Source organism: Halobacillus seohaensis, assembly GCF_042663045.1.
Lineage (GTDB): Bacteria > Bacillota > Bacilli > Bacillales > Halobacillaceae > Halobacillus_A > Halobacillus_A seohaensis.
The window spans coordinates 223,228-247,076 of sequence record NZ_JBHSZV010000013.1 but is presented as its reverse complement, the minus strand read 5'-3'; the positions used below and the strand labels follow the sequence as shown (position 1 = coordinate 247,076).

The 23,849-nt window shown below is 36.9% G+C and carries 26 protein-coding genes; 18 read left to right on the top strand and 8 right to left on the bottom strand.

What is annotated here, in order from left to right:
* Window positions 1-5: 5 nt before the first annotated feature.
* Window positions 6-1,475 carry an aminotransferase class I/II-fold pyridoxal phosphate-dependent enzyme gene (locus tag ACFQIC_RS05705; protein ID WP_204707951.1) on the bottom strand — a complete coding sequence of 490 codons (1,470 nt, stop codon included), beginning with the start codon at window positions 1,473-1,475 and terminating at the stop codon, window positions 6-8.
* 157 nt (window positions 1,476-1,632) lie between these two features.
* On the opposite strand from ACFQIC_RS05705, the gene ACFQIC_RS05700 reads away from it, so the two are divergent.
* Together ACFQIC_RS05700 and ACFQIC_RS05695 are read left to right on the top strand one after the other, a co-directional pair.
* On the top strand, window positions 1,633-2,592 hold the full coding sequence (locus ACFQIC_RS05700) for an NAD(P)H-dependent flavin oxidoreductase (protein WP_204707950.1): 960 nt from the start codon (window positions 1,633-1,635) through the stop codon (window positions 2,590-2,592).
* A gap of 15 nt (window positions 2,593-2,607) precedes the next feature.
* Window positions 2,608-2,886, top strand: coding sequence for a UPF0223 family protein (locus tag ACFQIC_RS05695; protein WP_204707949.1), 279 nt, complete (start codon window positions 2,608-2,610; stop codon window positions 2,884-2,886).
* Between the two features lie 22 nt (window positions 2,887-2,908).
* Here the strand turns inward: ACFQIC_RS05695 and ACFQIC_RS05690 are convergent, their stop codons facing one another.
* Window positions 2,909-3,535 carry a YktB family protein gene (locus ACFQIC_RS05690; protein WP_204707948.1) on the bottom strand — a complete coding sequence of 209 codons (627 nt, stop codon included), beginning with the start codon at window positions 3,533-3,535 and terminating at the stop codon, window positions 2,909-2,911.
* A gap of 179 nt (window positions 3,536-3,714) precedes the next feature.
* Between ACFQIC_RS05690 and ACFQIC_RS05685 the strand changes: the two genes are divergently transcribed.
* Together ACFQIC_RS05685 and ACFQIC_RS05680 are read left to right on the top strand one after the other, a co-directional pair.
* Entirely contained in the window at window positions 3,715-3,903 is a 189-nt protein-coding gene (locus ACFQIC_RS05685; protein ID WP_204707947.1) for a hypothetical protein, read from the top strand.
* A 375-nt stretch (window positions 3,904-4,278) separates the two neighbouring features.
* The gene (locus ACFQIC_RS05680) at window positions 4,279-5,088 is read left to right on the top strand and encodes an inositol monophosphatase family protein (protein WP_204707946.1); all 810 of its coding nucleotides are present in this window, start codon (window positions 4,279-4,281) and stop codon (window positions 5,086-5,088) included.
* A gap of 36 nt (window positions 5,089-5,124) precedes the next feature.
* On the opposite strand, the gene ACFQIC_RS05675 is transcribed toward ACFQIC_RS05680, so the two are convergent.
* Window positions 5,125-5,301, bottom strand: a complete 177-nt coding sequence (locus ACFQIC_RS05675; RefSeq protein WP_204707945.1) for a DUF5325 family protein — start codon at window positions 5,299-5,301, stop codon at window positions 5,125-5,127.
* A 149-nt stretch (window positions 5,302-5,450) separates the two neighbouring features.
* Between ACFQIC_RS05675 and ACFQIC_RS05670 the strand changes: the two genes are divergently transcribed.
* The gene (locus ACFQIC_RS05670; protein ID WP_204707944.1) at window positions 5,451-5,831 is read left to right on the top strand and encodes a YlaH-like family protein; all 381 of its coding nucleotides are present in this window, start codon (window positions 5,451-5,453) and stop codon (window positions 5,829-5,831) included.
* 68 nt (window positions 5,832-5,899) lie between these two features.
* Here ACFQIC_RS05670 and ACFQIC_RS05665 read toward each other — a convergent pair whose 3' ends face one another.
* Entirely contained in the window at window positions 5,900-6,103 is a 204-nt protein-coding gene (locus tag ACFQIC_RS05665) for a YlaI family protein (RefSeq protein WP_204707943.1), read from the bottom strand.
* Window positions 6,104-6,226: 123 nt separating this feature from the next.
* Here ACFQIC_RS05665 and ACFQIC_RS05660 point away from each other — a divergent pair, with 123 nt between their 5' ends.
* Window positions 6,227-6,511 (top strand): hypothetical protein, encoded by a 285-nt coding sequence (locus tag ACFQIC_RS05660; protein WP_204707942.1) that lies wholly within the window; start codon window positions 6,227-6,229, stop codon window positions 6,509-6,511.
* Window positions 6,512-6,539: 28 nt separating this feature from the next.
* Here ACFQIC_RS05660 and ACFQIC_RS05655 read toward each other — a convergent pair whose 3' ends face one another.
* The gene (locus tag ACFQIC_RS05655) at window positions 6,540-7,124 is read right to left on the bottom strand and encodes a YhcN/YlaJ family sporulation lipoprotein (protein WP_204707941.1); all 585 of its coding nucleotides are present in this window, start codon (window positions 7,122-7,124) and stop codon (window positions 6,540-6,542) included.
* A gap of 193 nt (window positions 7,125-7,317) precedes the next feature.
* A complete protein-coding gene (locus tag ACFQIC_RS05650) occupies window positions 7,318-7,818 on the bottom strand; it encodes a hypothetical protein (RefSeq protein ID WP_204707940.1) in 501 nt (166 codons plus the stop codon).
* 80 nt (window positions 7,819-7,898) lie between these two features.
* On the opposite strand from ACFQIC_RS05650, the gene glsA reads away from it, so the two are divergent.
* The 12 genes from glsA to ACFQIC_RS05590 all read left to right on the top strand — a co-directional run bounded on the left by glsA (window position 7,899) and on the right by ACFQIC_RS05590 (window position 22,238).
* A complete protein-coding gene (glsA, locus tag ACFQIC_RS05645; RefSeq protein WP_204707939.1) occupies window positions 7,899-8,831 on the top strand; it encodes a glutaminase A in 933 nt (310 codons plus the stop codon).
* Between the two features lie 85 nt (window positions 8,832-8,916).
* The gene (locus ACFQIC_RS05640; RefSeq protein ID WP_373868064.1) at window positions 8,917-9,198 is read left to right on the top strand and encodes an Fpa/YlaN family protein; all 282 of its coding nucleotides are present in this window, start codon (window positions 8,917-8,919) and stop codon (window positions 9,196-9,198) included.
* A 157-nt stretch (window positions 9,199-9,355) separates the two neighbouring features.
* Window positions 9,356-10,552 carry a putative lipid II flippase FtsW gene (ftsW, locus tag ACFQIC_RS05635; RefSeq protein ID WP_204707938.1) on the top strand — a complete coding sequence of 399 codons (1,197 nt, stop codon included), beginning with the start codon at window positions 9,356-9,358 and terminating at the stop codon, window positions 10,550-10,552.
* Entirely contained in the window at window positions 10,549-13,992 is a 3,444-nt protein-coding gene (gene pyc / locus ACFQIC_RS05630) for a pyruvate carboxylase (RefSeq protein ID WP_204707937.1), read from the top strand. The genes ftsW and pyc overlap by 4 nt, the downstream gene beginning before the upstream one ends.
* A gap of 453 nt (window positions 13,993-14,445) precedes the next feature.
* The gene (gene cyoE / locus ACFQIC_RS05625; protein WP_204707936.1) at window positions 14,446-15,375 is read left to right on the top strand and encodes a heme o synthase; all 930 of its coding nucleotides are present in this window, start codon (window positions 14,446-14,448) and stop codon (window positions 15,373-15,375) included.
* A gap of 77 nt (window positions 15,376-15,452) precedes the next feature.
* On the top strand, window positions 15,453-16,520 hold the full coding sequence (coxB, locus tag ACFQIC_RS05620; RefSeq protein ID WP_204707935.1) for a cytochrome c oxidase subunit II: 1,068 nt from the start codon (window positions 15,453-15,455) through the stop codon (window positions 16,518-16,520).
* A 35-nt stretch (window positions 16,521-16,555) separates the two neighbouring features.
* The gene (ctaD, locus tag ACFQIC_RS05615; protein WP_204707934.1) at window positions 16,556-18,424 is read left to right on the top strand and encodes a cytochrome c oxidase subunit I; all 1,869 of its coding nucleotides are present in this window, start codon (window positions 16,556-16,558) and stop codon (window positions 18,422-18,424) included.
* Window positions 18,424-19,047, top strand: a complete 624-nt coding sequence (locus tag ACFQIC_RS05610) for a cytochrome c oxidase subunit 3 (protein ID WP_204707933.1) — start codon at window positions 18,424-18,426, stop codon at window positions 19,045-19,047. Before ctaD ends, ACFQIC_RS05610 begins: the two co-directional genes overlap by 1 nt.
* A 3-nt stretch (window positions 19,048-19,050) precedes the next feature.
* The gene (gene ctaF, locus ACFQIC_RS05605; protein WP_390216978.1) at window positions 19,051-19,368 is read left to right on the top strand and encodes a cytochrome c oxidase subunit IVB; all 318 of its coding nucleotides are present in this window, start codon (window positions 19,051-19,053) and stop codon (window positions 19,366-19,368) included.
* Between the two features lie 385 nt (window positions 19,369-19,753).
* On the top strand, window positions 19,754-20,653 hold the full coding sequence (gene ctaG / locus ACFQIC_RS05600; protein WP_204707931.1) for a cytochrome c oxidase assembly factor CtaG: 900 nt from the start codon (window positions 19,754-19,756) through the stop codon (window positions 20,651-20,653).
* A gap of 79 nt (window positions 20,654-20,732) precedes the next feature.
* Entirely contained in the window at window positions 20,733-21,188 is a 456-nt protein-coding gene (locus ACFQIC_RS05595; protein WP_204707930.1) for a DUF420 domain-containing protein, read from the top strand.
* A gap of 507 nt (window positions 21,189-21,695) precedes the next feature.
* Window positions 21,696-22,238, top strand: coding sequence for a GNAT family N-acetyltransferase (locus ACFQIC_RS05590; RefSeq protein WP_204707929.1), 543 nt, complete (start codon window positions 21,696-21,698; stop codon window positions 22,236-22,238).
* Window positions 22,239-22,274: 36 nt separating this feature from the next.
* Here the strand turns inward: ACFQIC_RS05590 and ytvI are convergent, their stop codons facing one another.
* Window positions 22,275-23,333, bottom strand: coding sequence for a sporulation integral membrane protein YtvI (gene ytvI, locus ACFQIC_RS05585; RefSeq protein ID WP_204707928.1), 1,059 nt, complete (start codon window positions 23,331-23,333; stop codon window positions 22,275-22,277).
* 104 nt (window positions 23,334-23,437) lie between these two features.
* The gene (locus ACFQIC_RS05580; protein WP_204707927.1) at window positions 23,438-23,806 is read right to left on the bottom strand and encodes a YugN family protein; all 369 of its coding nucleotides are present in this window, start codon (window positions 23,804-23,806) and stop codon (window positions 23,438-23,440) included.
* Between the last annotated feature and the right edge of the window lie 43 nt (window positions 23,807-23,849).

Genomic DNA, 23,849 nt, shown 5'->3' with positions numbered 1-23,849 from the left:
TGATTTTATTGAAAAGCACGATGTTCCTTGATTACTTGAATTGTTTGCAGGCTATCATCTTCAGGACCTTGTACTGGAAGCCCTGCAGCAACATTTTCCTTAATATAGTTTATATTCTCCATAGTAATGATTTCACCTGGAATAAAGATAGGAATGCCTGGTGGGTAAATCATAATAAATTCGGCACTAATCCGACCTACCGATTCTGTAAATTGAACAATTTCAGTCTCTGAATAGAAAGCCTCTCGAGGTGTTATAGCCAAACTAGGAATTTCCGGTACACTAACCGGAAAATCTTCTATAGCCTGTTTATTACTAACTTCAGCTGTTAAGTGACTAAGTGCGGAAATTAAACAATTAATTTCTGTAGTGGAGTCCCCTGGAGTCACAATACACAAAATATTGTAAAGGTCAGATAATTCCACCTCTATATTATAGTTATTTCTAAGCCAAACTTCAGCATCATAACCCGTTATTCCTAAGTTTTTAACCGATATAATTAATTTCGTTGGGTCATAATCAAAAGTAGCAGGACTCCCTAATAATTCTTCGCCTACACAGTAAAGAGTTTCTAGTGTATTAATTTCACTTCTAGCATAATCGGCGAGTTTCAGAGTGGATTCGAGTATCTCGTATCCGCGAATCGCTAGGTGTCTTCTAGCTGCATCTAAAGAAGCAAGTAAGATGTAGGAAGTTGAAGTAGTTGTAAGCATAGACAACACAGCCTGCACACGTTCACGGGAAACCAATCCTTCTTTTAAATTAAGAACAGAACTTTGTGTTAAGGCACCTCCTAATTTATGGACGCTTGTTGCAGCTAAATCTGCTCCGGACTGCATGGCGGACGTGGGTAGTCTGTTATGAAAGTGGATATGTACCCCATGAGCCTCATCTACTAATACAGGGATATTATATTCGTGGGATATTTCCACGATTTGATTAAGGTCAGCGGTCACACCGAAATAAGTAGGGTTAATCACGAGTACGGCTTTCGCATCAGGATGGGCATCACAGGCTTTTTGAACTGATTCAGGAGTTATTCCGTGCGAGATCCCTAAACGATCATCTAGCTCGGGATGTATGAAAATGGGTACGGCACCTGAGAAAATGATTGCTGAAGTCACAGATTTATGAACATTCCGTGGTACAATTATTTTTTCACCAGGGTGACATACGCTCATGACCATAGTCATTATTGCTCCAGAGGTTCCTTGTATAGAAAAAAAGGTGTAATCAGCCCCGAAAGCTTCTGCGGCTAACTCTTGTGCTTCTTTAATTATTCCGTGAGGACGATGGAGGTCGTCTAATGGTTCGATGTTAATTAAATCGATGGATAACGCCTGATCTCCTATGAAAGCTGAAAACTCATCATCCATACCTTTCCCTTGTTTGTGACCAGGTATATGAAATTGGACAGGTTTATTTGATGCATGTTTTTTTAGGCCCGTAAATAAGGGCGTGTGATTTTGGTCCATAAGTAAAAACACCTCTTAATATTAGCATAGTGAAAATTTCACTTGTCTGTTAATACGTGATAAAAGCAAGTGAATTATAGCAAAGTTATATGATTGTGGCTAGTTTTTTTAATAGATAATACTTCGTGATAAACTAAATAAAAAGGAGGTTGTCATTATGAACTGGAAGACGAGAATAACTGATGCTTTAGCTATAAAGTATCCGATCGTTCAAGGAGGTCTTGCTCACTTAGCTTATTCGGAGTTAGCTTCAGCTGTTTCCAATGCTGGAGGACTAGGTCAAATCACAGCTATGAGTATGGATAGCGAGCAAGATTTGCGGGATGAGATACATAAAATGAGAGGACTAACTTCTAACACATTCGGTGTCAATTTTGCGATTGGTCAACATGGTCGCCCTTTTCAATCAATGGTACAGGTGGCAATCGATGAAGATGTTCCTGTATTATCAATTACAGGTGGGAATCCCCAGCCTATTTTTGAAATGATTAGAGGGACCAATATAAAAACACTTGTACTGGTAGCTGCAAAGCGTCAAGCAGTTAAAGCTGAACAACTAGGCGCTGATGCAGTTATGGTAGTGGGACAGGAAGGAGGGGGGCATATAGGTAGAGATGATGTGAGTACCTTCGTGTTAACCCCTCAAGTAGTTGAAGCTGTGAACATACCTGTTATTGCATCTGGTGGTATAGGCGATGGAAAGGGGTTAATGGCTGCTTTAGCTTTAGGTGCTGAAGGAATTGAAATGGGAACACGCTTTATTGCTACGGAAGAATGTATTCATGCACATGATCAATATAAGCAAGCCCTAGTTCATGCAGATGAGAACTCTACAATAGTAATAAAACGTTCCCTTGGGGCTCCAGCTAGAGCGTTAAAGAATACTTGGACGGAACAAATAGTTGAAATGGAGAAAAGCCATCCAGGGTACGAAGCTCTCCAACCGTATATAAGTGGAGAAGCAAATAAAAGATATATTAGTGGGGGAGCAGATAATAAAGGATTTGCATGGGCTGGACAAGTATCTGGCAGAATTCGTGATATCCCAACAGTAAATCAATTATTTGATAGAATCATTAAAGAAGCAGAAGCTATACGTACTTCATGGCAATCGTAAATAAGGAGATGGAAAATGAGTTATAGTTATCCAATTGATGAAGTTTTTTGGTCAAAAGAAGAGATTATTGATGTTGTTAGTTTTTATTCAATGGTGGAGCAAGCATATGAATCGAGTGTAAAAAAAGAAGAGATACTGTTAGCTTATACGAGGTTTAAACAAGTTGTTCCCTCAAAAAGCGAAGAAAAAAAATTGTGTGGGGAATTTGAAAAGGAATCAAGTTATTCTTGTTATCAAACGGTTAAAAAGGCACGAGAATCTCAAGATAATGGAAGAATAAAAATGAGCAAATGAGCCCCCTAATAGGGAGGCTCATTTATTTTGCATATCTATAAAGAGGTTCTAATGTCTGAAAAGTGTCACGGCATAGTTGTAGGAATTGGTCTGGATCTTTTAATCGGTCATCATCACGATATATGTTGAGGCCACAAAGTAATTCAGCTTTCTTCACTTGTTCAAGTCTCTCAAGCATTTTAATGAATTTTTCGTTAGAAACCTCTGAGTGGTTTATTGCTTCAGGCTTCGTATGGTCAATAGACCAAACAAAATTCTCCGGTACTAAAGAAAGAACTTCTTCTTTATCTCGGAGTAACTTTTTAGCATAATCTTCCTTAATGGGACTTTCGTAAATCACCGCGAACCATATAAAAACATGAGTCCCCCAAAGTCCTATTTGAAAGTGAGGAAGTTTCTTGTACCCACGTTTATTAGATGCTATTGCCGCCCATGTATCATTAGGAGGGTTCGTTTTTCGCCGGGCATGCCTAGCCACGTGAACAAACATTTCATCCCCCGTCATTGCAGTAACATCTGGAGCTAATTCTGTAGCAATCGCTTCTAATTTAGGAGAAATATTTTCTCTTAACTTCTCCATGCGATCCTCGAGTCCAGGTATGTTGAAAATGTCAAAATCATTTTGTGTAAATCCTTTAAATTCACTCATCTGCTCAACTCCTATTTAATCTACTCAAGAGTTTACCACATGAAAGAACGATCCATTAAATAATGTGTTTTAAAAGTTTTATGATCGAGAAAATAGGTTATAAATAAGTAATCTTATCGAAACTTCGAAAGGTTAAGGACATATATATAAATAAGGATGAAAAAAGGGAGGAAAGGCAAGTGAAACATGTTATGGAGGCACTACGAAAAAGAGAAGCTGAGGAGAGGCTCCCCGTAATCCGTATAGAAATTGATTATGAATTGGTTTCATTACACGATGCTATGAAAGCTGAGGACAAAGAGCAAATAGAAAAATGTAAAAAAAGGTTACTAAACCTTCATAAGCAACTTGTTGAATGGTCAGAGTAAAGAAGAGCAACGTAAGTAGTGAGTAGGTCAGTTTCAGTACAAAAAGTAAATCGCAACCTAAAAGGTATGCAAATTCTTTATTAAATTCGCATACCTTTTTTTATTGTTGTAACCAGCATTTATCTATAATGATCAGTTAAAATAATAGCATCTTATGGCTAATAATTATTTTTCATTTCTTAACTAACGCCTCTGGTTGTTGGATAAGTAGACGGTCCGCTTACTTTATGGAGTTTGAGATGGCAGAAAAAAGCTTGCTTTCCACGGGTCCACACTTTCACAATAATTCACAGAAGAAGTACACTTTTATCTTAAATTCACTTTTTCTGATATGATTAATAGATAACCTTTATTATGAAGGAGCCGATCTTGTTTATGGATAAGAAAGAAAGAGAACTGGTATTTGAAAAAGCGAAAGCGTTTGTAAACGAAGCAGGTCAACAAATTAGAGAAAAAATCGATCATCCAAGAACGATAGAAACTAAATCAAACGCAAATGATTTAGTTACTGAAATGGACCAAAAAACAGAAGAATTTTTCGCTGAAAGTATTAGGGACGAGTTTCCTGAGCATAAGTTATTTGGAGAAGAAGGTTTTGGCCATGATATCAAGGATTTAAATGGTGTTGTTTGGATAGTAGATCCGATTGATGGCACGATGAACTTTGTTCACCAAAAAAGAAACTTCGCTATTTCAGTTGGAGTATATGCAGATGGGGTTGGAGAAATAGGCATTATTTATGATGTCATGCAAGATGTTCTTTATACAGCTGTACGTGGGGAAGGTGCTTATAAAAATGAGGTCAAGCTAGCCGAACTTACTAACCAAAGGTTGCTTGTACAATCCATAATTGGATTAAATACTACATGGTTAATTCCTGAAAATCCATATGTAAACCATAATAAATTACTAGATCTAGTTAAAAAAATAAGAAGTACAAGATCTTACGGTTCTGCCGCATTGGAATTAGCGTACATAGCAGAAGGTGTTATGGATGGCTACTTAACGATGAGCTTAATGCCTTGGGATGTGGCTGCTGGGAAAATTATTGTGAATGAAGTCGGTGGACTTGTAACGACAGCTGATGGTAAAGATATAGACATGCTTAATCGTACAACAATGTTGGCTAGTCATCCTCGAATCCACTCAGAAGTCATCCGAAATTTTGTTGAATTAAAAAAATGATTTAATTAAAAAAACGCTGCCCTTGGGCAGCGTTTTTTAATGGGCATTTTGTTTTTTCTTTTTAGAGATTCCAAATCCCATAATAGCAAATCCTAAGAATAAGAAAAGTCCGGCAAGCCAGAAGACTTCTTGACCAAGGGCGAACCCTACTGAAATAAAAGCTATTATGACAAAACTTGCCAGTAGTATTGAGTTCCAGTTTATATTTTTCATATTTTCACTCCTATTTTTATATTATAAATCAATATTTCAAAGTTGAAAACGGTTGTAGTATTTTTCAATGATTGACGAGGTAGAAAAAAATGCTATGATTTAGTATGATATGAAGAGCATTGAAAGTGGGTAGTAAGGGGGGGGGCACGATGACAGAGATGTCTACAGTAGAAGTACCAACTGATTTATGGCCGGTAGCAGATTTGTTTTTTAATGGTATGGGCAGCGAAGTGAATTTTAATGATGAGAGTGAAATGGCTATGCTAGTTCGCTCATTTTTTCTATTGTATTTAGTAATATTAATATTGACAATTATTACGTTTAAGCTAGGGTTTGCTAAAAAATTACCCCTGATGAAAAATATTATTGTCTATGCTGTGCTGATTATAGGTACATTTATATTAACATTAATCTTAGGGTTGAATTTGCCGCTCGCTGAAAGCATGTTTGTAGCTGCTTTAATACTTGGGATCTATCGTATTCGATTGCATAAAGAACGTGGAGGACGTAAACAAAGCGAGCAGTCATAGGAATCCCCCCGAACTCGTAGTTCGGGGGGATTCGTTTATAAAGTTGAAATAACTCGTCCACGTATATCTTATGATAAATGTTTTTCTTGTTTTTTTTCACGATTAAATCGGAAATGACCTGAATTCACACGTTTCTCTGTATTCACACGAATTCTTTCGTCACAAGTTGGGCACATATACGTGGTGATCCTGCGGTTACGTAATCTTTTAGCCTGTAAGCAATAACTATCAATAGTGTTAATTGAATCACATAGCACACATTTAACACGCATATTGATCACCTCTTTCATTTATCTTTTATCATAACATGATTTATAGTGACACGCATTTGATGTTTTAAATAAAATGTTTCGGGGAATACTTTAACATAAAGAAATTTAGGGAAGGGTGATAGTGTGAGAAAACGTTGGATTTTTACAGCAATCGGAGCAGCTGCTGGTGGTGCTACAGCTTACTTAATGAAGGATGAATCAAAACGCCAAAAAGTCGTAGATAAAGCGAAATCAATTCAGGGAAACTTTAACAACGGTGATGACCTGCCGATTGAAGAAGCTGGGCAGCCGGAAGTATCCAATCCGGAGAATTCTAAGATGGTTTCTGAAGGATCTCAGTTTGGTGTTCAATACTATAATGATTTGACTGAAAAAGAAAGAGAAATTCTTGAAAAAAGCAACAGCTAAATCCTTTAAGGATTTAGCTGTTGCTTTTTTAATGTTCAGTAGATTGTTCTTTCTGAATATCTTCGATTTGTTTTTGCTCTTCTTGCGGTACGGATTCTTTGTTTTGATCTTCTTCTGATGGTGATTCTTCTACAGGACCTTCAGGTAAATATCTGGCTACTATTTGACTCAATTCATCTGTAACTGCTTCAATAGGATGTCCTTTTGCCATTTTATCGCCTAAATCCCTAATTCGCTCAACTCCATCAGCATCGGCAATAATTAAGGCATCTTTTCCATACTGGTCATCCTTGACTGCTTCGGCAACTGAATATTTAACTATACCTACACGCGAGCGGTCTAGGTCTTTATCTACATCAATTCCAATGGTTGCGTAATTTCCTACTACGAGAGCTGTCGCATCTTGAACATCAGGTACTTTAGCCGCTAATTTAGCTAGATATCTTGCTGTTTCCTGGTTTGATTTTTTCTCAGGAGTCACCGGATCTGAGTTTGTTACATATTGCATATTAGTATTAGTGTTGCTTTTCTCTTGTAATAGAGAGTCTTCTTCCTGTTGCTGACATCCCATTAAAAAGAGTAAGCATCCTATAATTATGAAAATGAATTTCATTTTGACCCCTCGCTTCTTTTTGTATAGTTTGTGATTTATTACAAATATTATTCAAAAATGAAAACTGGAATCAGGAATCAGGAAGCTGTTGAATAAATTATTTCATATTAAAATAAGCTAACCACCTATTTTTTATAGGTGGTTAGCTTATTTTAATAATTTCACTATTACCTATCCAATGATATTACGCATTTCATTGAAGAATGATTTTTGTAATCCCTGTAATTGGACTTTGTTGTTCAGTCTCATCTGAAAAATATAAATGGACTGGACCATCCTCTTTTAATGGTTTTCCGTTTTTAGAGAATAATAATAGTCCGTCTGCAAAACGGTCAGCATTTAATGTGTGTTCTCCATTATTAGTAACAAGTAATACTTCTTCAACGTTAGCTTCAGGTTCACTTGAATGAATAAATGGTTTTATAGGCATTAAAAAAGTTTCTTTTAAAATGCGCTCTTTTTCATAACGGTTAATGCTCTTATTTACGGGTGGGTTAATTTTTTGTTGATAAATTTCCCTGTCAAAGCGCAACGATTTTCTTTTTATTTCATCTTCACTATCTTCAACTTCTGTTTCAGAAACAGCTGAAGGATTAAATACCTCATCATAAGTAAGTTTACGATCATCAAAGATCCAAACCGTGGGGTCTAATGTAATAGGGTATCTTACATTTCCGAGTATCTGTACGATCAAGAGAACGGCCACCTTTCTAATTAAATAACTACATTACAAAGCATAGCAAAAAATGAAGTCGATTTCACTAGGAGGTTCTTATGAAAGAAAAAATAACAAGTAGAGTTTTGGAAAGTTGCCTTGAAAATTTACGACAATATGCCCTTGATGGAAAAGTCGCCGATTATATCCCTGCATTGTCTAAACAAAACCCTGAAGATTTAGCTGTCTCGATCTATTATTTAGATGGAGACTGTATCCATGCAGGTAAGGTGGAAAAGTGCTTTACGTTACAGAGTATATCGAAAGTCATCGCTTTAGCCCTTGCTTTAATAGACAATGGGGAAGAGTTTGTTTTTGGCAAAGTTGGAATGGAACCTTCAGGAGATCCTTTTCACTCCATTTACAGGTTAGAACAAAATGAACCTTCCAGGCCATTAAATCCTATGATCAATGCAGGGGCGCTAGCTGTTTCAAATATGATAAAAGGAAGTACACCGGATGAAAGAGTAGGCAGATTATTAAGTTTTATTCACGAAATGACAGGAGATCAATCTATAGAAGTGAATCAAGAAGTTGCTTTGTCAGAGTTTAAATCTGCGTTCTTAAACCGTTCATTACTCTATTATTTAAAACAAGATGGTGTAATTATAGGAAGTGTTGAAGAAACATTGGATGTATACACAAAACAGTGCTCTATTGATGTAAACGTACAGCAACTTTCAAAAATTGGAGCATTATTTGCTAATGAAGGAAAAAATCTACAGTCAGGAAGACAGATCATTCCAAAACACTTTGCAAGGATTTGTAAAACATTCATGGTCACCTGCGGCATGTATGACGCTTCGGGTTCTTTTGCTATTAAAGTTGGTATTCCAGCTAAAAGCGGGGTATCCGGTGGAGTAGTAGCATCTTTAAATAGTTTTGGGGGTATTGCTGTGTACGGACCATCCTTAGATGAAAAGGGAAACAGTGTAGTTGGTTTAAAATTATTAGAGGTTTTGTCGAATCGTTATGACCTATCAATATTTTAACTAATTAGTCGATTCCCTTGTTGCAATTTCTTATCCAAGACGATACTATTATAAGAAGATAGATTGTAAATGGAGGGGGATCTTTATGTTGTCTGATGTGGCTGTGGATCACCGAGAAAAGGCCTATGCCCTTCTAAAAGCTGATGCTGATAAAATATTGCGATTAATAAAGGTACAAATGGACAATTTAACTATGCCTCAATGTCCATTATATGAAGAAGTTTTGGATACACAGATGTTTGGACTATCACGTGAAATTCATTTCGCGGTTCGTCTTGATTTAATCAGTGAAGAAGAGGGTAAGTCAATTCTTGATAACTTAGAAAAGCAACTTAATGTCTTACATGAAGCTGCTCAGAATTCGTGAGAAGGCAAACTCAAATTGCGACATTTTATGTTGTGATTTGAGTTTTTTTGTACCAATAATTGTGATCTGAACAAAAAATTACATAAAAAATTTGACAAAAAAAGCAGGAATTTAAGAAGAAGATCAAGAAATTAATATGTTAGTAGGGATGAATATTATGTTGAAACGTTTGAAAACTTATGACTTCACCTTATTGTTCGCTCCCCTTGCTTTAGTGGCATTTGGAACAGTCATGGTTTATAGCGCTAGTATGGTTTATGGTCCGGTTCGTTATGGTTATGAAAGCAATCACTTTTTAATTAAGCAGCTACAGTGGGGTTCAATAGGAGTCATCTTAATGTTCATAGCCACTATCTTACCCTATCGACATTTAAAGCGTTTAGCCAAGCTTGCTGTATTATTTATGATCCTTTCTTTAGCAGGGTTATTCTTTTTTGGCGAAACAAAAAATAATGCTCAGTCTTGGTATGATCTGGGACTTATGAATTTTCAGCCTGCAGAGTTTGTTAAATTGGGCTTAATTATTTATCTGTCTTCTGTTTATGCAAACAAGCAAAAATATATTGGAGATTTTGCTAAAGCAGTTTTACCACCACTAGTAATCACAGTAGCAATTTTAGCTATGATTATTAGACAGCCTGATATAGGTTCAGCAGCTGTTATCGGTATGATCGCAACGGTTGTTATTATGTGTTCAGGGATTAAAGGTAAACACATTTTACTATTAGCCGTATTTTCAACTGCAGTTATAGGCTTAGCAGGAAGTCAAATGATTACAGATGAAAGGATCGAGAGGTTTACGGGAGCCTATGAGCCTTTCGATTCTCCAGATCGAGAGGGATATCAATTAATTCAATCCTATGTAGCAATAGGAACAGGTGGTTTGTTCGGGGAAGGTTTGGGGCAAGGAGTTCAGAAACTTGGATATCTTCCAGAACCTCATACGGATTTTATTATGGCTGTAATCGCTGAAGAACTTGGCTTCTTAGGTGTGGTTATAACAATCGGACTATTGAGCCTAATTATCCTGAGAGGATTATACATATCTTGGCGGTGTAAAGATCCTTTTGGAGCATTGTTAGCGTTAGGTATTTCTTCGATGTTTGCCATTCAGACATTTATTAACTTGGGGGCTATGAGTGGCTTGCTTCCTATAACTGGGGTACCTCTTCCACTTGTCAGCTATGGAGGCTCTTCCTTACTCATCATGATGTTGGCATTAGGTATATTGAATAATATAGCAAGAACTGTAAAAGTGAAAGAATCAGAAAGACAAGAAACGTATGAACCATTAAGGCAACCCGTTCATAGCACAAATAATGATCGCACAATTAAACAAGGAGTGAAATCATGACAGAGTTAAAGAAAATTAACAAAGTTCTCGTGGCAAATCGTGGAGAAATTGCTATACGTGTTTTTCGTGCATGTACCGAGTTGAATATACGTACTGTTGCTGTATATTCACAAGAAGATACAGGTTCCTATCATAGATATAAAGCTGATGAAGCATATTTAGTAGGAGAAGGAAAAAAACCAATCGATGCATACTTAGATATTGAGGGTATTATTGAAATTGCTAAAAGTGTTGGTGTCGACGCGGTACATCCTGGATATGGATTTTTGTCAGAAAATATTCATTTTGCTAGGCGCTGTGAAGAAGAAGGAATTACCTTTATCGGACCAACGAGTAATCAGCTGGACATGTTTGGTGATAAAGTTAAAGCCAGAGAACAAGCTGTTGCTGCAGACATTCCAATCATTCCAGGAAGTGATGGACCCGTTGGCGGTTTAGATGAAATAAGACAATTTGGAAATGAAAATGGCTATCCTGTTATGATTAAAGCGTCTATGGGCGGCGGCGGTCGAGGAATGAGAATTGTCCGAAGTGCAGAGACCTTAGAAGATGGGTATGATCGTGCGCGTTCAGAGGCAATGGCAGCTTTTGGTAGTGATGAAGTATATGTTGAGAAGTTGATTGAGGAACCTAAACATGTCGAAGTGCAAATCCTAGGTGATTTTCAAGGGAATATTATTCATTTATATGAAAGAGACTGTTCGGTTCAGAGGCGACATCAGAAAGTAGTTGAAGTGGCACCGAGTGTTTCCTTAAGTGACACGTTGAGGCAAGACATTTGTAATGCAGCTGTTAAATTGATGGATAACATTAAATATGTTAATGCAGGGACGGTCGAATTTTTAGTTACAGGTGATGAGTTTTTCTTTATCGAAGTAAATCCACGAGTTCAGGTAGAACATACCATTACCGAACTAATTACAGGTGTCGATATCGTTCAGTCACAAATTATGATTGCGGAAGGATATAACCTTTACGACCCACCTATATCGATTCCGAGACAAAGTGAGATAAAGACTCATGGGTATGCCATTCAGTCAAGGGTTACAACAGAAGATCCTTTAAATAATTTTATGCCAGATACAGGTAAAATTATGGCTTATCGTACTGGTGGAGGTTTTGGAGTCCGACTAGATGCAGGAAATGGATTCCAAGGTGCAGTCATCTCTCCTTTTTATGATTCTTTGCTCGTTAAAGTATCGACTTGGGCTTTAAGCTTTGATCAAGCTGCCAACAAAATGATTAGGAATTTAAAAGAGTTTCGAATTCGAGGTATCAAAACTAATATACCTTTTCTTCAAAACGTTATTCAACATAAGAACTTTCAATCTGGTGAATATAACACAACATTTATTGATCGTTCACCTGAACTGTTTGTTTTTCCGAAACGAAAAGACCGTGGAACAAAAATGCTCACATATATAGCTGATCGTACCATTAATGGCTTTGAAGGAACCGGAAACCGTAAAAAACCTACGATTCCTAATCCGCGAATTCCAAATGTTAAATATTCAGAAGATATTCCGCATGGTACGAAACAAATTTTAGATAAACGGGGACCTGAAGGGCTAGCTAACTGGTTAAAAGACCAAAAGGAAGTACTTTTGACAGATACGACCTTTAGAGATGCACACCAATCCCTATTAGCTACGAGGGTAAGAACTAAAGATTTACAAACGATTGCAGAGCCAACTGCTAGACTTCTACCAGATTTATTTTCTTTAGAAATGTGGGGCGGAGCAACGTTTGATGTTTCTTATCGGTTCTTAAATGAGGATCCATGGGAACGACTCCTTAAATTGAGGGACAAGGCTCCTAATGTGTTATTTCAAATGCTTTTAAGATCTTCAAACGCGGTTGGATATAAAAATTATCCGGATAACCTCATTCGTGAGTTTGTTGAAAAAAGTTCAAATGCCGGGATTGATGTGTTCAGAATCTTTGACAGTTTAAATTGGGTCGAAGGCATGAAACTTACAATTGATGCTGTTAGAGAGAATGGTAAAGTTGCAGAAGCGGCTGTTTGTTATACGGGGGATATTTTAGATTCATCAAGACCTAAATATGATCTAGAGTATTATCAAAATGTTGCAAAAGAATTGCAGGATGCTGGGGCACACATCCTTGGCATTAAAGATATGGCAGGACTGCTGAAACCTGAAGCAGCTTATCAACTTATTTCAACATTGAAAGAAACAATTGATATTCCTATACATTTGCACACTCATGATACAAGTGGTAATGGAATTTTTACTTACGCACGTGCGATTGAAGCTGGAGTAGATGTCGTCGATGTGGCGACGGGATCTATGGCAGGACTGACGTCTCAACCTAGTGCAAATAGCCTTTATTATGCAATGGAAGGCAATGAACGCAGACCTAGAATGGATATTTCAGCATATGAACAGTTAGGTCATTATTGGGAAGATACGAGGAAGTTTTACAGTGATTTTGAAAGTGGGATGATGGCTCCTCATACAGAGGTTTACCATCATGAAATGCCAGGAGGGCAATATAGTAATCTACAGCAGCAAGCCCGTGCTGTCGGTCTTTCCCATAAATGGGATGAAGTGAAAAGGATGTATCGTAGAGTCAATGATATGTTTGGAGATATTGTTAAAGTTACACCTTCATCTAAAGTTGTCGGTGACATGGCACTGTTTATGGTGCAAAATGATTTAAATGAAGATGATATCTATGAAAAAGGCGATTCATTAGCCTTTCCTGATAGTGTAGTAGAATTATTCCAAGGATATTTGGGTCAACCTTATGAAGGGTTTCCGGCAGAGTTGCAACGCATCATTCTAAGAGGAAGAGAGCCGATTAAGGTAAGACCCGGGGAACTTCTTGATCCAGTAGACTTTAAAGAATTGCAGGAAATGTTATTTCATAAGTTGGGGAGACAAGTTACAAGCTTTGATACGATCAGCCATGCCTTGTATCCTAAAGTGTTTATGGACTACCAAAATTTCACTGAACAATATGGTGATATGTCGGTACTGGATACACCTACTTTTTTCTATGGTATGAGACTTGGTGAAGAAATTGAGGTGGAGATCGAGCAAGGGAAAACGTTAATTGTCAAACTAGTTTCCGTTGGTGAAGCAAAAGATGATGGGACGAGAACCGTATATTTCGAATTAAATGGTCAACCTCGTGAAGTAGTAATGAAAGATTTAAATGTAACATCTACAGTTGAAGAAAGACCTAAGGTTGATAAAGCGAATGAAAAGCATATAGGTGCTAGTATGCCTGGAACCGTTATTAAAGTGATTTCTGAAAAAGGTGAAAAGGTGAAAAAGGGTGATCACCTAATGATCACAGAAGCTATGAAGATGGAAACCACTGTACAGGCTCCGTTTGATGGTGTAATTAAGGAAATCTATATCAAAAATAATGAAGCCATCCATGTGGGGGATCTGTTAATCGAATTTGAATAATAGTAAAAACCTGGCTAACAGCCAGGTTTTGCTTTTGATTTTCGACAATCAAACTTCTCCAGGAAGAGTACTTTGTACCAAGTTTTAATAAAATCTGAAGGTAGTTTATGGAAATTAATTTGGACCTCTTAAAAATTTCACCTCTACATCTGTAGCCCTTAATAATCTAGTATGGAGTCATTCAGTACATAAAATTGTTCCTATTACTTATAATAAAAACCTTGCAATTCAAGGGAGATTTTGCTAGTAATATATAAGTGTGTATTAAAAACTCGACACGCTTTCACAAATTTGTCACAAAAAAATAAAATTGTAATGTAGAAATAGATAGAACAGTTATTCCGTGATACAATTATTTTGATGTTTCTTGTGGAAGTTACAATTTTACAGGAGTTGATGACTGCTTGATAGCCACTACGGGTGTGAAGTAGGAGAAGGAGGGAAGATATTTCGATGGACAATCCTAGAACAGTTGATACGCCTGCTACACAAGTAATAAATTCGACTGTCAATGAAACTTCACTACTAGCTGATATAAAAAGCTTAATTAAGGTCGGGATTATAAACTCCAATTTAATCACTACCTTTACAGGGTTCTGGTTAGCTGTTTATTTTACTGGATCCAGCTTTCAGTGGGTTACCTTCTTATTGACTATGTTTGGAACTGCATTCGTAATCGCTGGTGGATGTATAATAAATAACTGGTATGATAGAGATATTGATCCTTTAATGTCTCGAACTGATAATCGACCAACAGTAACCGGATCCATACCCATAAATGTGATTAAATGGATGGGTATAAGTGTCTCCGTGATAGGAATTATTATTCTTTCATTTACCACAATACCAGCAGCCATCTTTGGTGCGTTTGGATGGTTTGTATATGTTATATTATATACAATGTGGTCAAAAAGAAAATATACCATAAATACCGTTGTTGGAAGCTTTTCCGGCGCTGTTCCACCTTTAATAGGTTGGGCTGCTGTTGATCCAAGTCTACAATTAGAGGCTTTAATGTTATTTATGATTATGTTCATTTGGCAAACTCCTCACTTTTTAGCTTTAGCTATGAAAAAGAAGGATGATTACAAAGCCGCAGGTGTTCCTATGTTGCCTGTTGTTCATGGTTTTCAAATGACAAAACGACAAATAGTGATTTATGTAGCTTGTTTACTACCGCTACCAATTTATTTAGCTTCACTTGGAAGTGTATTTTTGGTGATAGCCTTTACATTATCCTTAGGATGGCTGATCTTAGGAATTGCAGGCTTTTTTATGAAAGATGATTACAAATGGGCTACATGGATGTTTGTTTATTCTTTAAACTACTTGACCATCCTATTTGTAACGATGGTTTTAGTTACGTTACCTTTTCCTTATTAATGAAACTAGCTCATACTTATGAGCTAGTTCCAATATAAAAAAAGCATCATTTAAAAGAGAAAGAGAGGTATCACTCAATGAGAGGTTGGATGAAAAAATTTCGGTCATTCTTCTTGTTTGGGGCACTTACCCTTATTCTATCAGGGTGTGGGGTTGAAAACCTTAGTGCACTAAAGCCTAAAGGATATGGCTCGGAACTAATATTTGATCTAATGATGATTAGTATCGCAATAATGTTATTTGTATTTGTAATTGTTATGGCAATTTACACATATGTACTTATTCGGTATCGTCAAAAGAAAGGTCAAGAAGATTTTATACCTAAACAAACAGAAGGTAATAAAGCATTGGAAGTGATTTGGACTGTTATACCAATCATCTTACTACTTGTGCTTGCCGTTCCAACGGTACAAGCGACCTTCGATTTAGCAGATGAATCTACGAAGGGCGATGACAATGTGACTAGCATTGAAGTCACAGGAAATCAGTTCTGGTGGCACTTTAGTTATATTGATGATGAAATATCTACGAGTCAAGATCTCTATATTCCTACTGGAGAAAGAGTATACTTAGATATGAAATCGAGTGATGTCATACACTCCTTTTGGGTACCTTCTATTGCAGGTAAAATGGATACAAACCCTGGAGATAATGATAACACGATGTACTTAGAAGCCTATGAAGAAGGCGTTTATTGGGGTAAATGTGCTGAACTTTGCGGAGAATCACATTCATTGATGGACTTCCGTGTTATCGCTGTCAGCCCTGAAGAATATGACCAGTGGAAGGAAGACATGCAAAATGTTGATCCTGAAGCAGAACCAGAAACTGCTGAAGCACAAGAAGGAAAAGAGCTATTTGAAAACAGCTGTATGGGTTGTCATGCAATTGGAGATGGAGCAGCAGGTCAAGGACCTAACTTGACGAACTTTGCCAATCGCACAAAAATTGCAGGTATTTTAGAACCTTCGAAAGAGAATTTAGTAGATTGGATTGTTAATCCTGAAGAAGTGAAGCCAGGTAACCAAATGCCGGTCAACCTAGTTTCTGAAGAAGAAGCAAGTAAAATTGCAGAATACCTACTTGAGCTTGATCATTCAGATGTAGGACCGGAATCTTCCGGTAAACAGGTTGAAGAAAAATAATATTACATGTAGAGGTTTTAAAGGGAGGTTAAAGCGTGAGTACTGCACTTTCACAAAATCGTGGGCTCGGCGCTATGATTTGGGATTACTTAACAACTGTTGACCACAAAAAGATCGCTCATCTTTATTTGGTTGCAGGGGGTTTCTTCTTCCTAATCGGCGGGCTTGAAGCGATGCTTATTCGTATTCAGCTAATGAAACCAGACAATGATTTCATATCGGCTGGATTATACAATGAAATGATAACAATGCATGGAACAACAATGATTTTCTTAGCAGCCATGCCGCTTATATTTGCTTTAATGAATGCGGTAGTTCCTTTACAAATCGGAGCACGAGACGTAGCATTTCCATTTTTAAACTCACTTGGATTTTGGTTATTTTTATTTGGTGGTTTAATTTTGAATGTCTCTTGGTTTGCTGGAGGAGCACCTGATGCAGGTTGGACAAACTATGCTCCTTTATCGACAATCTCACCTGGTCATGGCGTTGATTATTACGTTATGGGATTACAAATATCGGGTGCAGGAACATTGATTGGTGGAATTAACTTCCTCGTCACGATTGTAAATATGCGTGCACCTGGTATGACATATATGCGTATGCCTTTGTTCACTTGGACGGTATTTGTTACAAGTGCACTAATTTTATTTGCATTTCCTGCGCTAACAGTTGGACTATTTCTTATGATGTTTGACCGTATGTTCGGTTCTGTATTCTTTGATACAGCAGCTGGAGGTAATGCTATAATTTGGGAGCACTTATTCTGGATCTTTGGACACCCAGAAGTTTACATTCTCATCTTACCGCTATTCGGTGCGTTTAGTGATATCTTCTCCACGTTCTCTAAAAAACGTTTGTTCGGTTACTCCGCGATGGTGTTTGCAACCGTACTTATTGGTTTCCTAGGATTCATGGTTTGGGCTCACCACATGTTCACCGTGGGGATGGGACCTATTGCTAACTCCATTTTTGCTGTTGCGACGATGGCCATTGCTGTTCCAACAGGGATTAAGATCTTTAACTGGATGTTTACCATGTGGGGCGGAAATATTAAGATGACAACCTCGATGCTCTGGTCTATTGCATTCATTCCTACCTTTACTATTGGTGGAATGACAGGTGTAATGCTTGCTGCAGCTGCAGCTGACTACCAGTATCATGATACTTACTTTGTTGTCGCTCACTTCCACTATGTCATTGTTGGTGGTGTTGTATTTGGTATTTTTGCAGCATTGCACTATTGGTGGCCAAAAATGTTTGGTAAAGTTCTGGATGAAAAACTTGGCAAATTGGCATTCTGGCCATTTTTTGTCGGATTTCACTTAACATTCTTTATTCAACACTTCCTAGGTTTAATGGGGATGCCTCGTCGTTACTGGGTATTTCTCGAAGGACAAGGTCTTGAGACAGGAAACCTTATTAGTACTGTAGGGGCCTTCTTAATGGCTATTGGAACAGTTATATTCTTAATTAATGTTATTTATACAGCAGTAAAAACAGACAAAGTGGGTGGCGATCCTTGGGATGGCCGTACATTAGAATGGTCAATACCATCTCCACCACCACACTATAATTTCACTCAAACTCCACTTGTTCGTGGATTAGATCCACTTTGGGTTGAGAAGAGTGAAGGCAAAAAAGGTATGACACCAGCGGAACCTTTGGGTGACATTCACATGCCTAACGCTTCTATATTACCGTTTCTAATGTCTTTAGGACTATTTATCGCTGGGTTCGGTTTTATTTATCAGGTAGATAATAAAATTTGGTTAATTCTTGTGTTTATCGGTATGGGGATTACCTTTGGTTCAATGCTGACTCGTTCACTTAAAGATGATTTGGGTCACCATATTCACAAAGAAGATTTAGAAAAAGACCTTGAAAAGGGGGATGGCCAATAATGAGTCATGATGATGTTTTAAATCCAAAACAAATGCCGCATGATCCGGAAAAAGCCACCCTCGAGGGGAAAAATAAGTTTACTGCCTTCTGGTTTTTCTTGGGAGGCGAAACGGTATTATTTGCAAGCTTATTCGGAACATATTTGGCACTTAATCGATCGACTGTCGGTGAAAATACACCTGAACATTTATTCGGTTTAGAACTTGTTTTTATAATGACGATGTTACTTTTAACTAGTTCATTAACAAGTGTTTATGCTATGTATCATATGAAAAATCATGATTTTAAAAAGATGCAGCTATGGTTAGGTATAACCGTTGCTTTAGGTTTTTCGTTTTTAGGTTTTGAAATATATGAATTTGTGCACTATATTCATGAGTACGAATTCACTTTCGGCTCGTCAGCTTTTGGTTCTGCTTTTTATACCTTAGTTGGTTTCCATGGTGGACACGTATTGTTTGGATTAAGCTGGTTCATTGCGCTAATGATTCGTAACTCAAAACGTGGTTTAAATCTTTACAATGCACCTAAGTTTTATGTGGCTAGCTTGTATTGGCACTTTATAGATGTTGTGTGGGTATTTATCTTTACTGTCGTTTATTTGATGGGAAAGGTGGGCTAAATGATGGATCAAACAGAAACTTCGCATCAAGATGAGTTTGTACGACATCAACATAAAGAGGAAATGAAGCAACAAGTCGTTAGTTTTGCTTTAATGATCCTCTTTACATTTATCGCGTTTGGTATGGTTTTACTCGATATTGGCTCTGTATTTTTGGGACCAATCTTATTATTGCTAGCTGTAGTCCAAGTTTTATTCCAACTTTATTATTTCATGCATATGAAGAATAAAGGGCACGATATGGTTGCTGTTATGATGTTTGGCGGCTTAGGTGTTGCGATCTTAACGATTATCACTTTCACATCGATCGTATGGTGGTAAAAGGACGGGTTTCTGGTAACGGGTTTTGTTTCCTATTGCAAAGAGCCTAATTCTGCATTCCAATTGTATAGTGAATGTATCTTATTTTGTAATGGTTTTTGCAGCTAAACAAAAAAATCTCAGTTCACTGAACTGAGATTTTTCTTATATTTATTTTGGGCACTTCTTAAACTAGCTACCGATTGTTGAACAAATAGATAGTCCGTTTGCTTTATGGTGTTTGGGGTGGCAGGGAAACCAACTCACTCTCGTTAGCTAGTGAGATCGTTATGGATTTGTCTAATTTATGAACAATGAAAAATCTCTGGTTTAAGGCTCGTCTTTTATATCAATTTTCGTTAGAATAGAAAGGTACCAAAGTATATTTTATTGAGGTGAGATGCCTATGTGGTTAGAACTTCAAATATTTGGGTTCCGGGCCTTGTGGAGTCCTTATTATCTTTTGTTCGTTATCATATTATCAGCGATTTATTTTTATATAACAGGTCCTAAACGAAAAGCAGGGGAATCCCGTCCTAGCCTCGCTCAACAATTAATGTTTTATTTTGGGATGGTTCTTTTATATACAATAAAAGGTTCACCTGTGGATTTGTTATCTCATATTATGTTTACTGCTCATATGACTCAAATGGCTCTCTATTATTTGCTTTTTCCCATCCTTGTAATTAAGGGAATCCCGGTATGGATTTGGAAAAAAGTATTTAGTGTTCCTGTTTTACGTCATGTGCTTTATTTCGTTACCAAGCCACTTCTTTCACTGATTGTATTTAACGCGGTATTTTCGATTTACCATATGCCTACAATTTTCGACTATGCAAAATCGAATGAAGTAGCTCACACAATCATTACCACGTTCATATTACTTACTGCATTTTTCATGTGGTGGGCAGTGTTTAGCCCCATAAAAGAAATGGATCGTTTGAGTCCGATAGTGAAAATTGCTTTTATTTTTGCTAATGGGGTATTAATTACTCCAGCTTGTGGTTTAATTATCTTTGCTGGAACACCATTATATGAAACGTATACTCAGTCAGGGGCCTGGTTACAGGCAATGAGCTTATGTGTTCCTTCAGATGTGTTATCGGGAATATCAAGTTCACTAAGCGGACCAGAATACTTTACACCAATGCCTTTAGTAGAAGATCAGCAACTAGGTGGAATTATTATGAAGATTACTCAGGAGATCATCTTTGGAGTATTAATCGCTCGCATTTTCTTTACTTGGTTTAATAGAGAGAGAGACATCGTTGATCCACTACCTTCAAATGTTCAAACAGATTCATAATGTAAAGAGAAGAGTCTTTCTTTCGTTTGACTGACTCTTTTTTTTCTACATATAAGTTTTAGAAAGAGGAGAAAAAGCTATGCCTTTGTTACCAACCCTAAGTACGATCTTTATTGTTTTAAGTGCCATTCTTGTAGCTATCGGTTGGGGATTTATTGCAAAAAGAAAACTTAAAAAACATAAATTTACGATGATTGCAGCATCAATTAGTGCATTAACTTTCTTTATTATCTATGTAAGTCGTTCAATTTTTGTAGGTAATACCAGTTTTGGTGGTCCGGATGATTTAAAAATATATTACACGATCTTTTTAATTTTTCATATAGTATTGGCGACTACAGGTGGTGTGTTTGGAATAATCACTTTAAATTTGGCGTTTAAACGTAAAATACCTAAACATCGTAAAATTGGCCCAGTTACCAGTGTGATTTGGTTTTTTACTGCAATAACTGGAGTTATGGTTTATTTATTATTATACGTTTTATATGATGGTGGAACGACAACTAGCATGATGAGAGCGATATTTGGTTATTAATTCAGTCAGAAAAAAATTTGGCTGTTTTTCTAACGGGTTCGGTTTAAGGGTGCAAAATAATAAATAACAATCTTTTTTCAGCAGTTCAATTAAGTAATAAATTGGACTGCTGATTTTGATTTAAGAAGGTTTATAAAATAAGCCTCTATAATGAATTTGGTTGTGTTATTTTACATATCAATGGATTTTTTATTATACAGATGCTGGAGAATAAAAATATGAACGTCAAGGCGTGGAAACGTTAAACAGGCCAAAGTTACCGAAATCAAAACATCCAGGGGGTTAACATACACACGATTGTTAAGAATTTTTGATCGACAGAAGATCCAGAGCGACGTGTGTCTCCTCGAGCCATCGAAAAAAATCGTTGAATTCGAAGCAGACGCCAGTGGAGAACGCTTCTAGACTGTCTAAAGACCTTTGTTCTGTGAATTAGTTTAAACTTCCCTTAATAAAGGAATAGCTAATTATATGACAGGTTAATTTATAAGAGAGAGGAGTAAAAAGATGGAGTTTTCATCTGCTCGAATCAAGTTCATTCCAATCACAATAGATTTGGCACAAATGATTATGAAAAATCCCTTGGCTTTTTACTATAAGTACCGCTTGCCGTGGAATAGAAGTTGGCCGAGTGATGGGTTGAAAGCTACGTTACCTTTTTATGTAGAATGGTTGGAGAATGATCAAGAGAATTTAGGATTTGGACCATGGATTATGATTGATCATGATGGGGAATATGTAATTGGCGATATTGGATTTAAAGGGTTACCCGATGAATATGGCATAGTAGAAATAGGATATCACGTTGTTTCATCTGTAAGAAATAGTGGGTACGCTACAGAAGCTGTGGAGGCCTTATGCCATTGGGCGTTTAAAAGTGAGCTAGTACGGAGTGTAGAAGCCCAATGCGGAAAGCAAAATGTACCATCTCAAAAAGTGCTTATTAACAATGGGTTTAATCAAACATTAGCGGATCGTGACATGTTTACATTTAATATTGAGAAGCACGAATTTTATAAAAAGAAAACGAAATATAAAAATGAATCATAAAAAAACTTTCTCCCAATTTTTCAGGAGAAAGTTTTTTTATAATTTGAAATTCCACTTAATAATTCCTGCTTCTTTGGCGGAATTAAATGCGATTACAAGAAGTGGACCTAAAATGAAACCCATAAGACCAATTAGTTGTAGTCCAATGTACATAGCTACTAAAGTCGCTAGTGGTGATAAGCCAATATGCCTACCCATTACTTTGGGTTCAACGGTTCGACGAATGGCTAACAATATTATTGCTAGTACTGCTAATTGACTTCCCATGGCCAAGTCGCCAATTATAAGCATATACAATGCCCAAGGTCCTAATACAACGATAGAACCGATGATAGGGATGAAATCAACGATCCATACGATCAATGACATAACGATAGCTACTTCTGGTGTTATCCAGAAAAGCCCAATCAAGCAAACGAAAAAAATGATTATGCTTACTAAAAATTGCGCTTTTAGAAACCCAAATACTACATAGGATAAACGCGCATTCATGAACTTTACTTTTTCAGAAGATGATTCCGTAAGACTATGATGCATTTTGTCTTTAAGGCGTGGTAATTCAAGCATAAATAAGAACAGTGCAATTAAATAAACAAGAAAGCTAACTAAATACTCTGGAATTTTTGCAGCAAATGCGGCAATATTACTTAATTGTAGCTTTTGACTTAAAGTTTGAGTAGTTGTATCTATTGTATTCTGTAATTCAAAATAAACCTTATTTACAAATTCACTAGGCATATTTTGAGTGAAGCTGTTCATGTTATTTTGCCAATCTAATAATACATTATTAATTTGATTGATGTATACTGGTGCATTGTCAGCCAATTCTACAATTTGAGTAACGGCTCGGGTGACAGCATATGTACCTAATAGGCCAATCAAAACTAAGAAAAGTAAAAATATGATTGAAACAGACATTTTACGGTTCATTCTAAAGCGAAATTGCATCCATTTTACAGCAGGATTCAGAAAAAGCGCTGTAATAAAAGCAATGATTAGTGGTACGGAAACGGGCAGAATAAAGTATCCCGCAATGATGAAAAGGACTACTAATAAAATGATCATCCACTGGCGTTTATTAAGGTAGCGGAACAATTTGATTCATTTCCTCCTTCATATTGTTTAATGAAGACAGTTGGTTAAAAAAAGTCGCTCACCATCCAAGGTGTGCGACTCCCTATCATAAGTTGTCTTTATACTTATGATTTTTGATGCTGAGCTACGGTTTCTTTTAATTTCTCTACAGTTTTTGTTGCTCTTTCAATTAAACTTGAGGAAAAGCCTTCTTGTTCCCCGTATTCGATTCCATGAGGATAATAGTGTCTACCGAGCAATGGAGTAACCAGTTGAATTACCGCATTTCCTCTGTCAACATCGCCTTCCATGGAATAACCTTGGATTCGAATATAGTAGGTAATGTTTTTTTCAGGAGCATCCATTTTATAGTCGTAAGTTACACGTTCGTAATCCCATGAACCACCTAGAATAAAACCATTACTTTCCATGACTTGTGTGAGTGGTTTTAAATCTACAACCAAATCTTCAATTCCAGTACCTTCAAGTTTCATTTATTCCACCTCGCAAATTTTATGTAGCTAACTTAATTTTAGT

What these genes read in the sequence shown, in the direction of transcription:
- ACFQIC_RS05705 (WP_204707951.1), bottom strand. Translation starts at nt 1,475, where the DNA reads ATGGACCAAAATCACACGCCCTTATTTACGGGCCTAAAAAAACATGCA.
- ACFQIC_RS05700 (WP_204707950.1), top strand. Translation starts at nt 1,633, where the DNA reads ATGAACTGGAAGACGAGAATAACTGATGCTTTAGCTATAAAGTATCCG.
- ACFQIC_RS05695 (WP_204707949.1), top strand. Translation starts at nt 2,608, where the DNA reads ATGAGTTATAGTTATCCAATTGATGAAGTTTTTTGGTCAAAAGAAGAG.
- ACFQIC_RS05690 (WP_204707948.1), bottom strand. Translation starts at nt 3,535, where the DNA reads ATGAGTGAATTTAAAGGATTTACACAAAATGATTTTGACATTTTCAAC.
- ACFQIC_RS05680 (WP_204707946.1), top strand. Translation starts at nt 4,279, where the DNA reads ATGGATAAGAAAGAAAGAGAACTGGTATTTGAAAAAGCGAAAGCGTTT.
- ACFQIC_RS05675 (WP_204707945.1), bottom strand. Translation starts at nt 5,301, where the DNA reads ATGAAAAATATAAACTGGAACTCAATACTACTGGCAAGTTTTGTCATA.
- ACFQIC_RS05670 (WP_204707944.1), top strand. Translation starts at nt 5,451, where the DNA reads ATGACAGAGATGTCTACAGTAGAAGTACCAACTGATTTATGGCCGGTA.
- ACFQIC_RS05665 (WP_204707943.1), bottom strand. Translation starts at nt 6,103, where the DNA reads ATGCGTGTTAAATGTGTGCTATGTGATTCAATTAACACTATTGATAGT.
- ACFQIC_RS05655 (WP_204707941.1), bottom strand. Translation starts at nt 7,124, where the DNA reads ATGAAATTCATTTTCATAATTATAGGATGCTTACTCTTTTTAATGGGA.
- glsA (WP_204707939.1), top strand. Translation starts at nt 7,899, where the DNA reads ATGAAAGAAAAAATAACAAGTAGAGTTTTGGAAAGTTGCCTTGAAAAT.
- ACFQIC_RS05640 (WP_373868064.1), top strand. Translation starts at nt 8,917, where the DNA reads ATGTTGTCTGATGTGGCTGTGGATCACCGAGAAAAGGCCTATGCCCTT.
- ftsW (WP_204707938.1), top strand. Translation starts at nt 9,356, where the DNA reads ATGTTGAAACGTTTGAAAACTTATGACTTCACCTTATTGTTCGCTCCC.
- pyc (WP_204707937.1), top strand. Translation starts at nt 10,549, where the DNA reads ATGACAGAGTTAAAGAAAATTAACAAAGTTCTCGTGGCAAATCGTGGA.
- cyoE (WP_204707936.1), top strand. Translation starts at nt 14,446, where the DNA reads ATGGACAATCCTAGAACAGTTGATACGCCTGCTACACAAGTAATAAAT.
- coxB (WP_204707935.1), top strand. Translation starts at nt 15,453, where the DNA reads ATGAGAGGTTGGATGAAAAAATTTCGGTCATTCTTCTTGTTTGGGGCA.
- ACFQIC_RS05610 (WP_204707933.1), top strand. Translation starts at nt 18,424, where the DNA reads ATGAGTCATGATGATGTTTTAAATCCAAAACAAATGCCGCATGATCCG.
- ctaF (WP_390216978.1), top strand. Translation starts at nt 19,051, where the DNA reads ATGGATCAAACAGAAACTTCGCATCAAGATGAGTTTGTACGACATCAA.
- ctaG (WP_204707931.1), top strand. Translation starts at nt 19,754, where the DNA reads ATGTGGTTAGAACTTCAAATATTTGGGTTCCGGGCCTTGTGGAGTCCT.
- ACFQIC_RS05595 (WP_204707930.1), top strand. Translation starts at nt 20,733, where the DNA reads ATGCCTTTGTTACCAACCCTAAGTACGATCTTTATTGTTTTAAGTGCC.
- ACFQIC_RS05590 (WP_204707929.1), top strand. Translation starts at nt 21,696, where the DNA reads ATGGAGTTTTCATCTGCTCGAATCAAGTTCATTCCAATCACAATAGAT.
- ACFQIC_RS05580 (WP_204707927.1), bottom strand. Translation starts at nt 23,806, where the DNA reads ATGAAACTTGAAGGTACTGGAATTGAAGATTTGGTTGTAGATTTAAAA.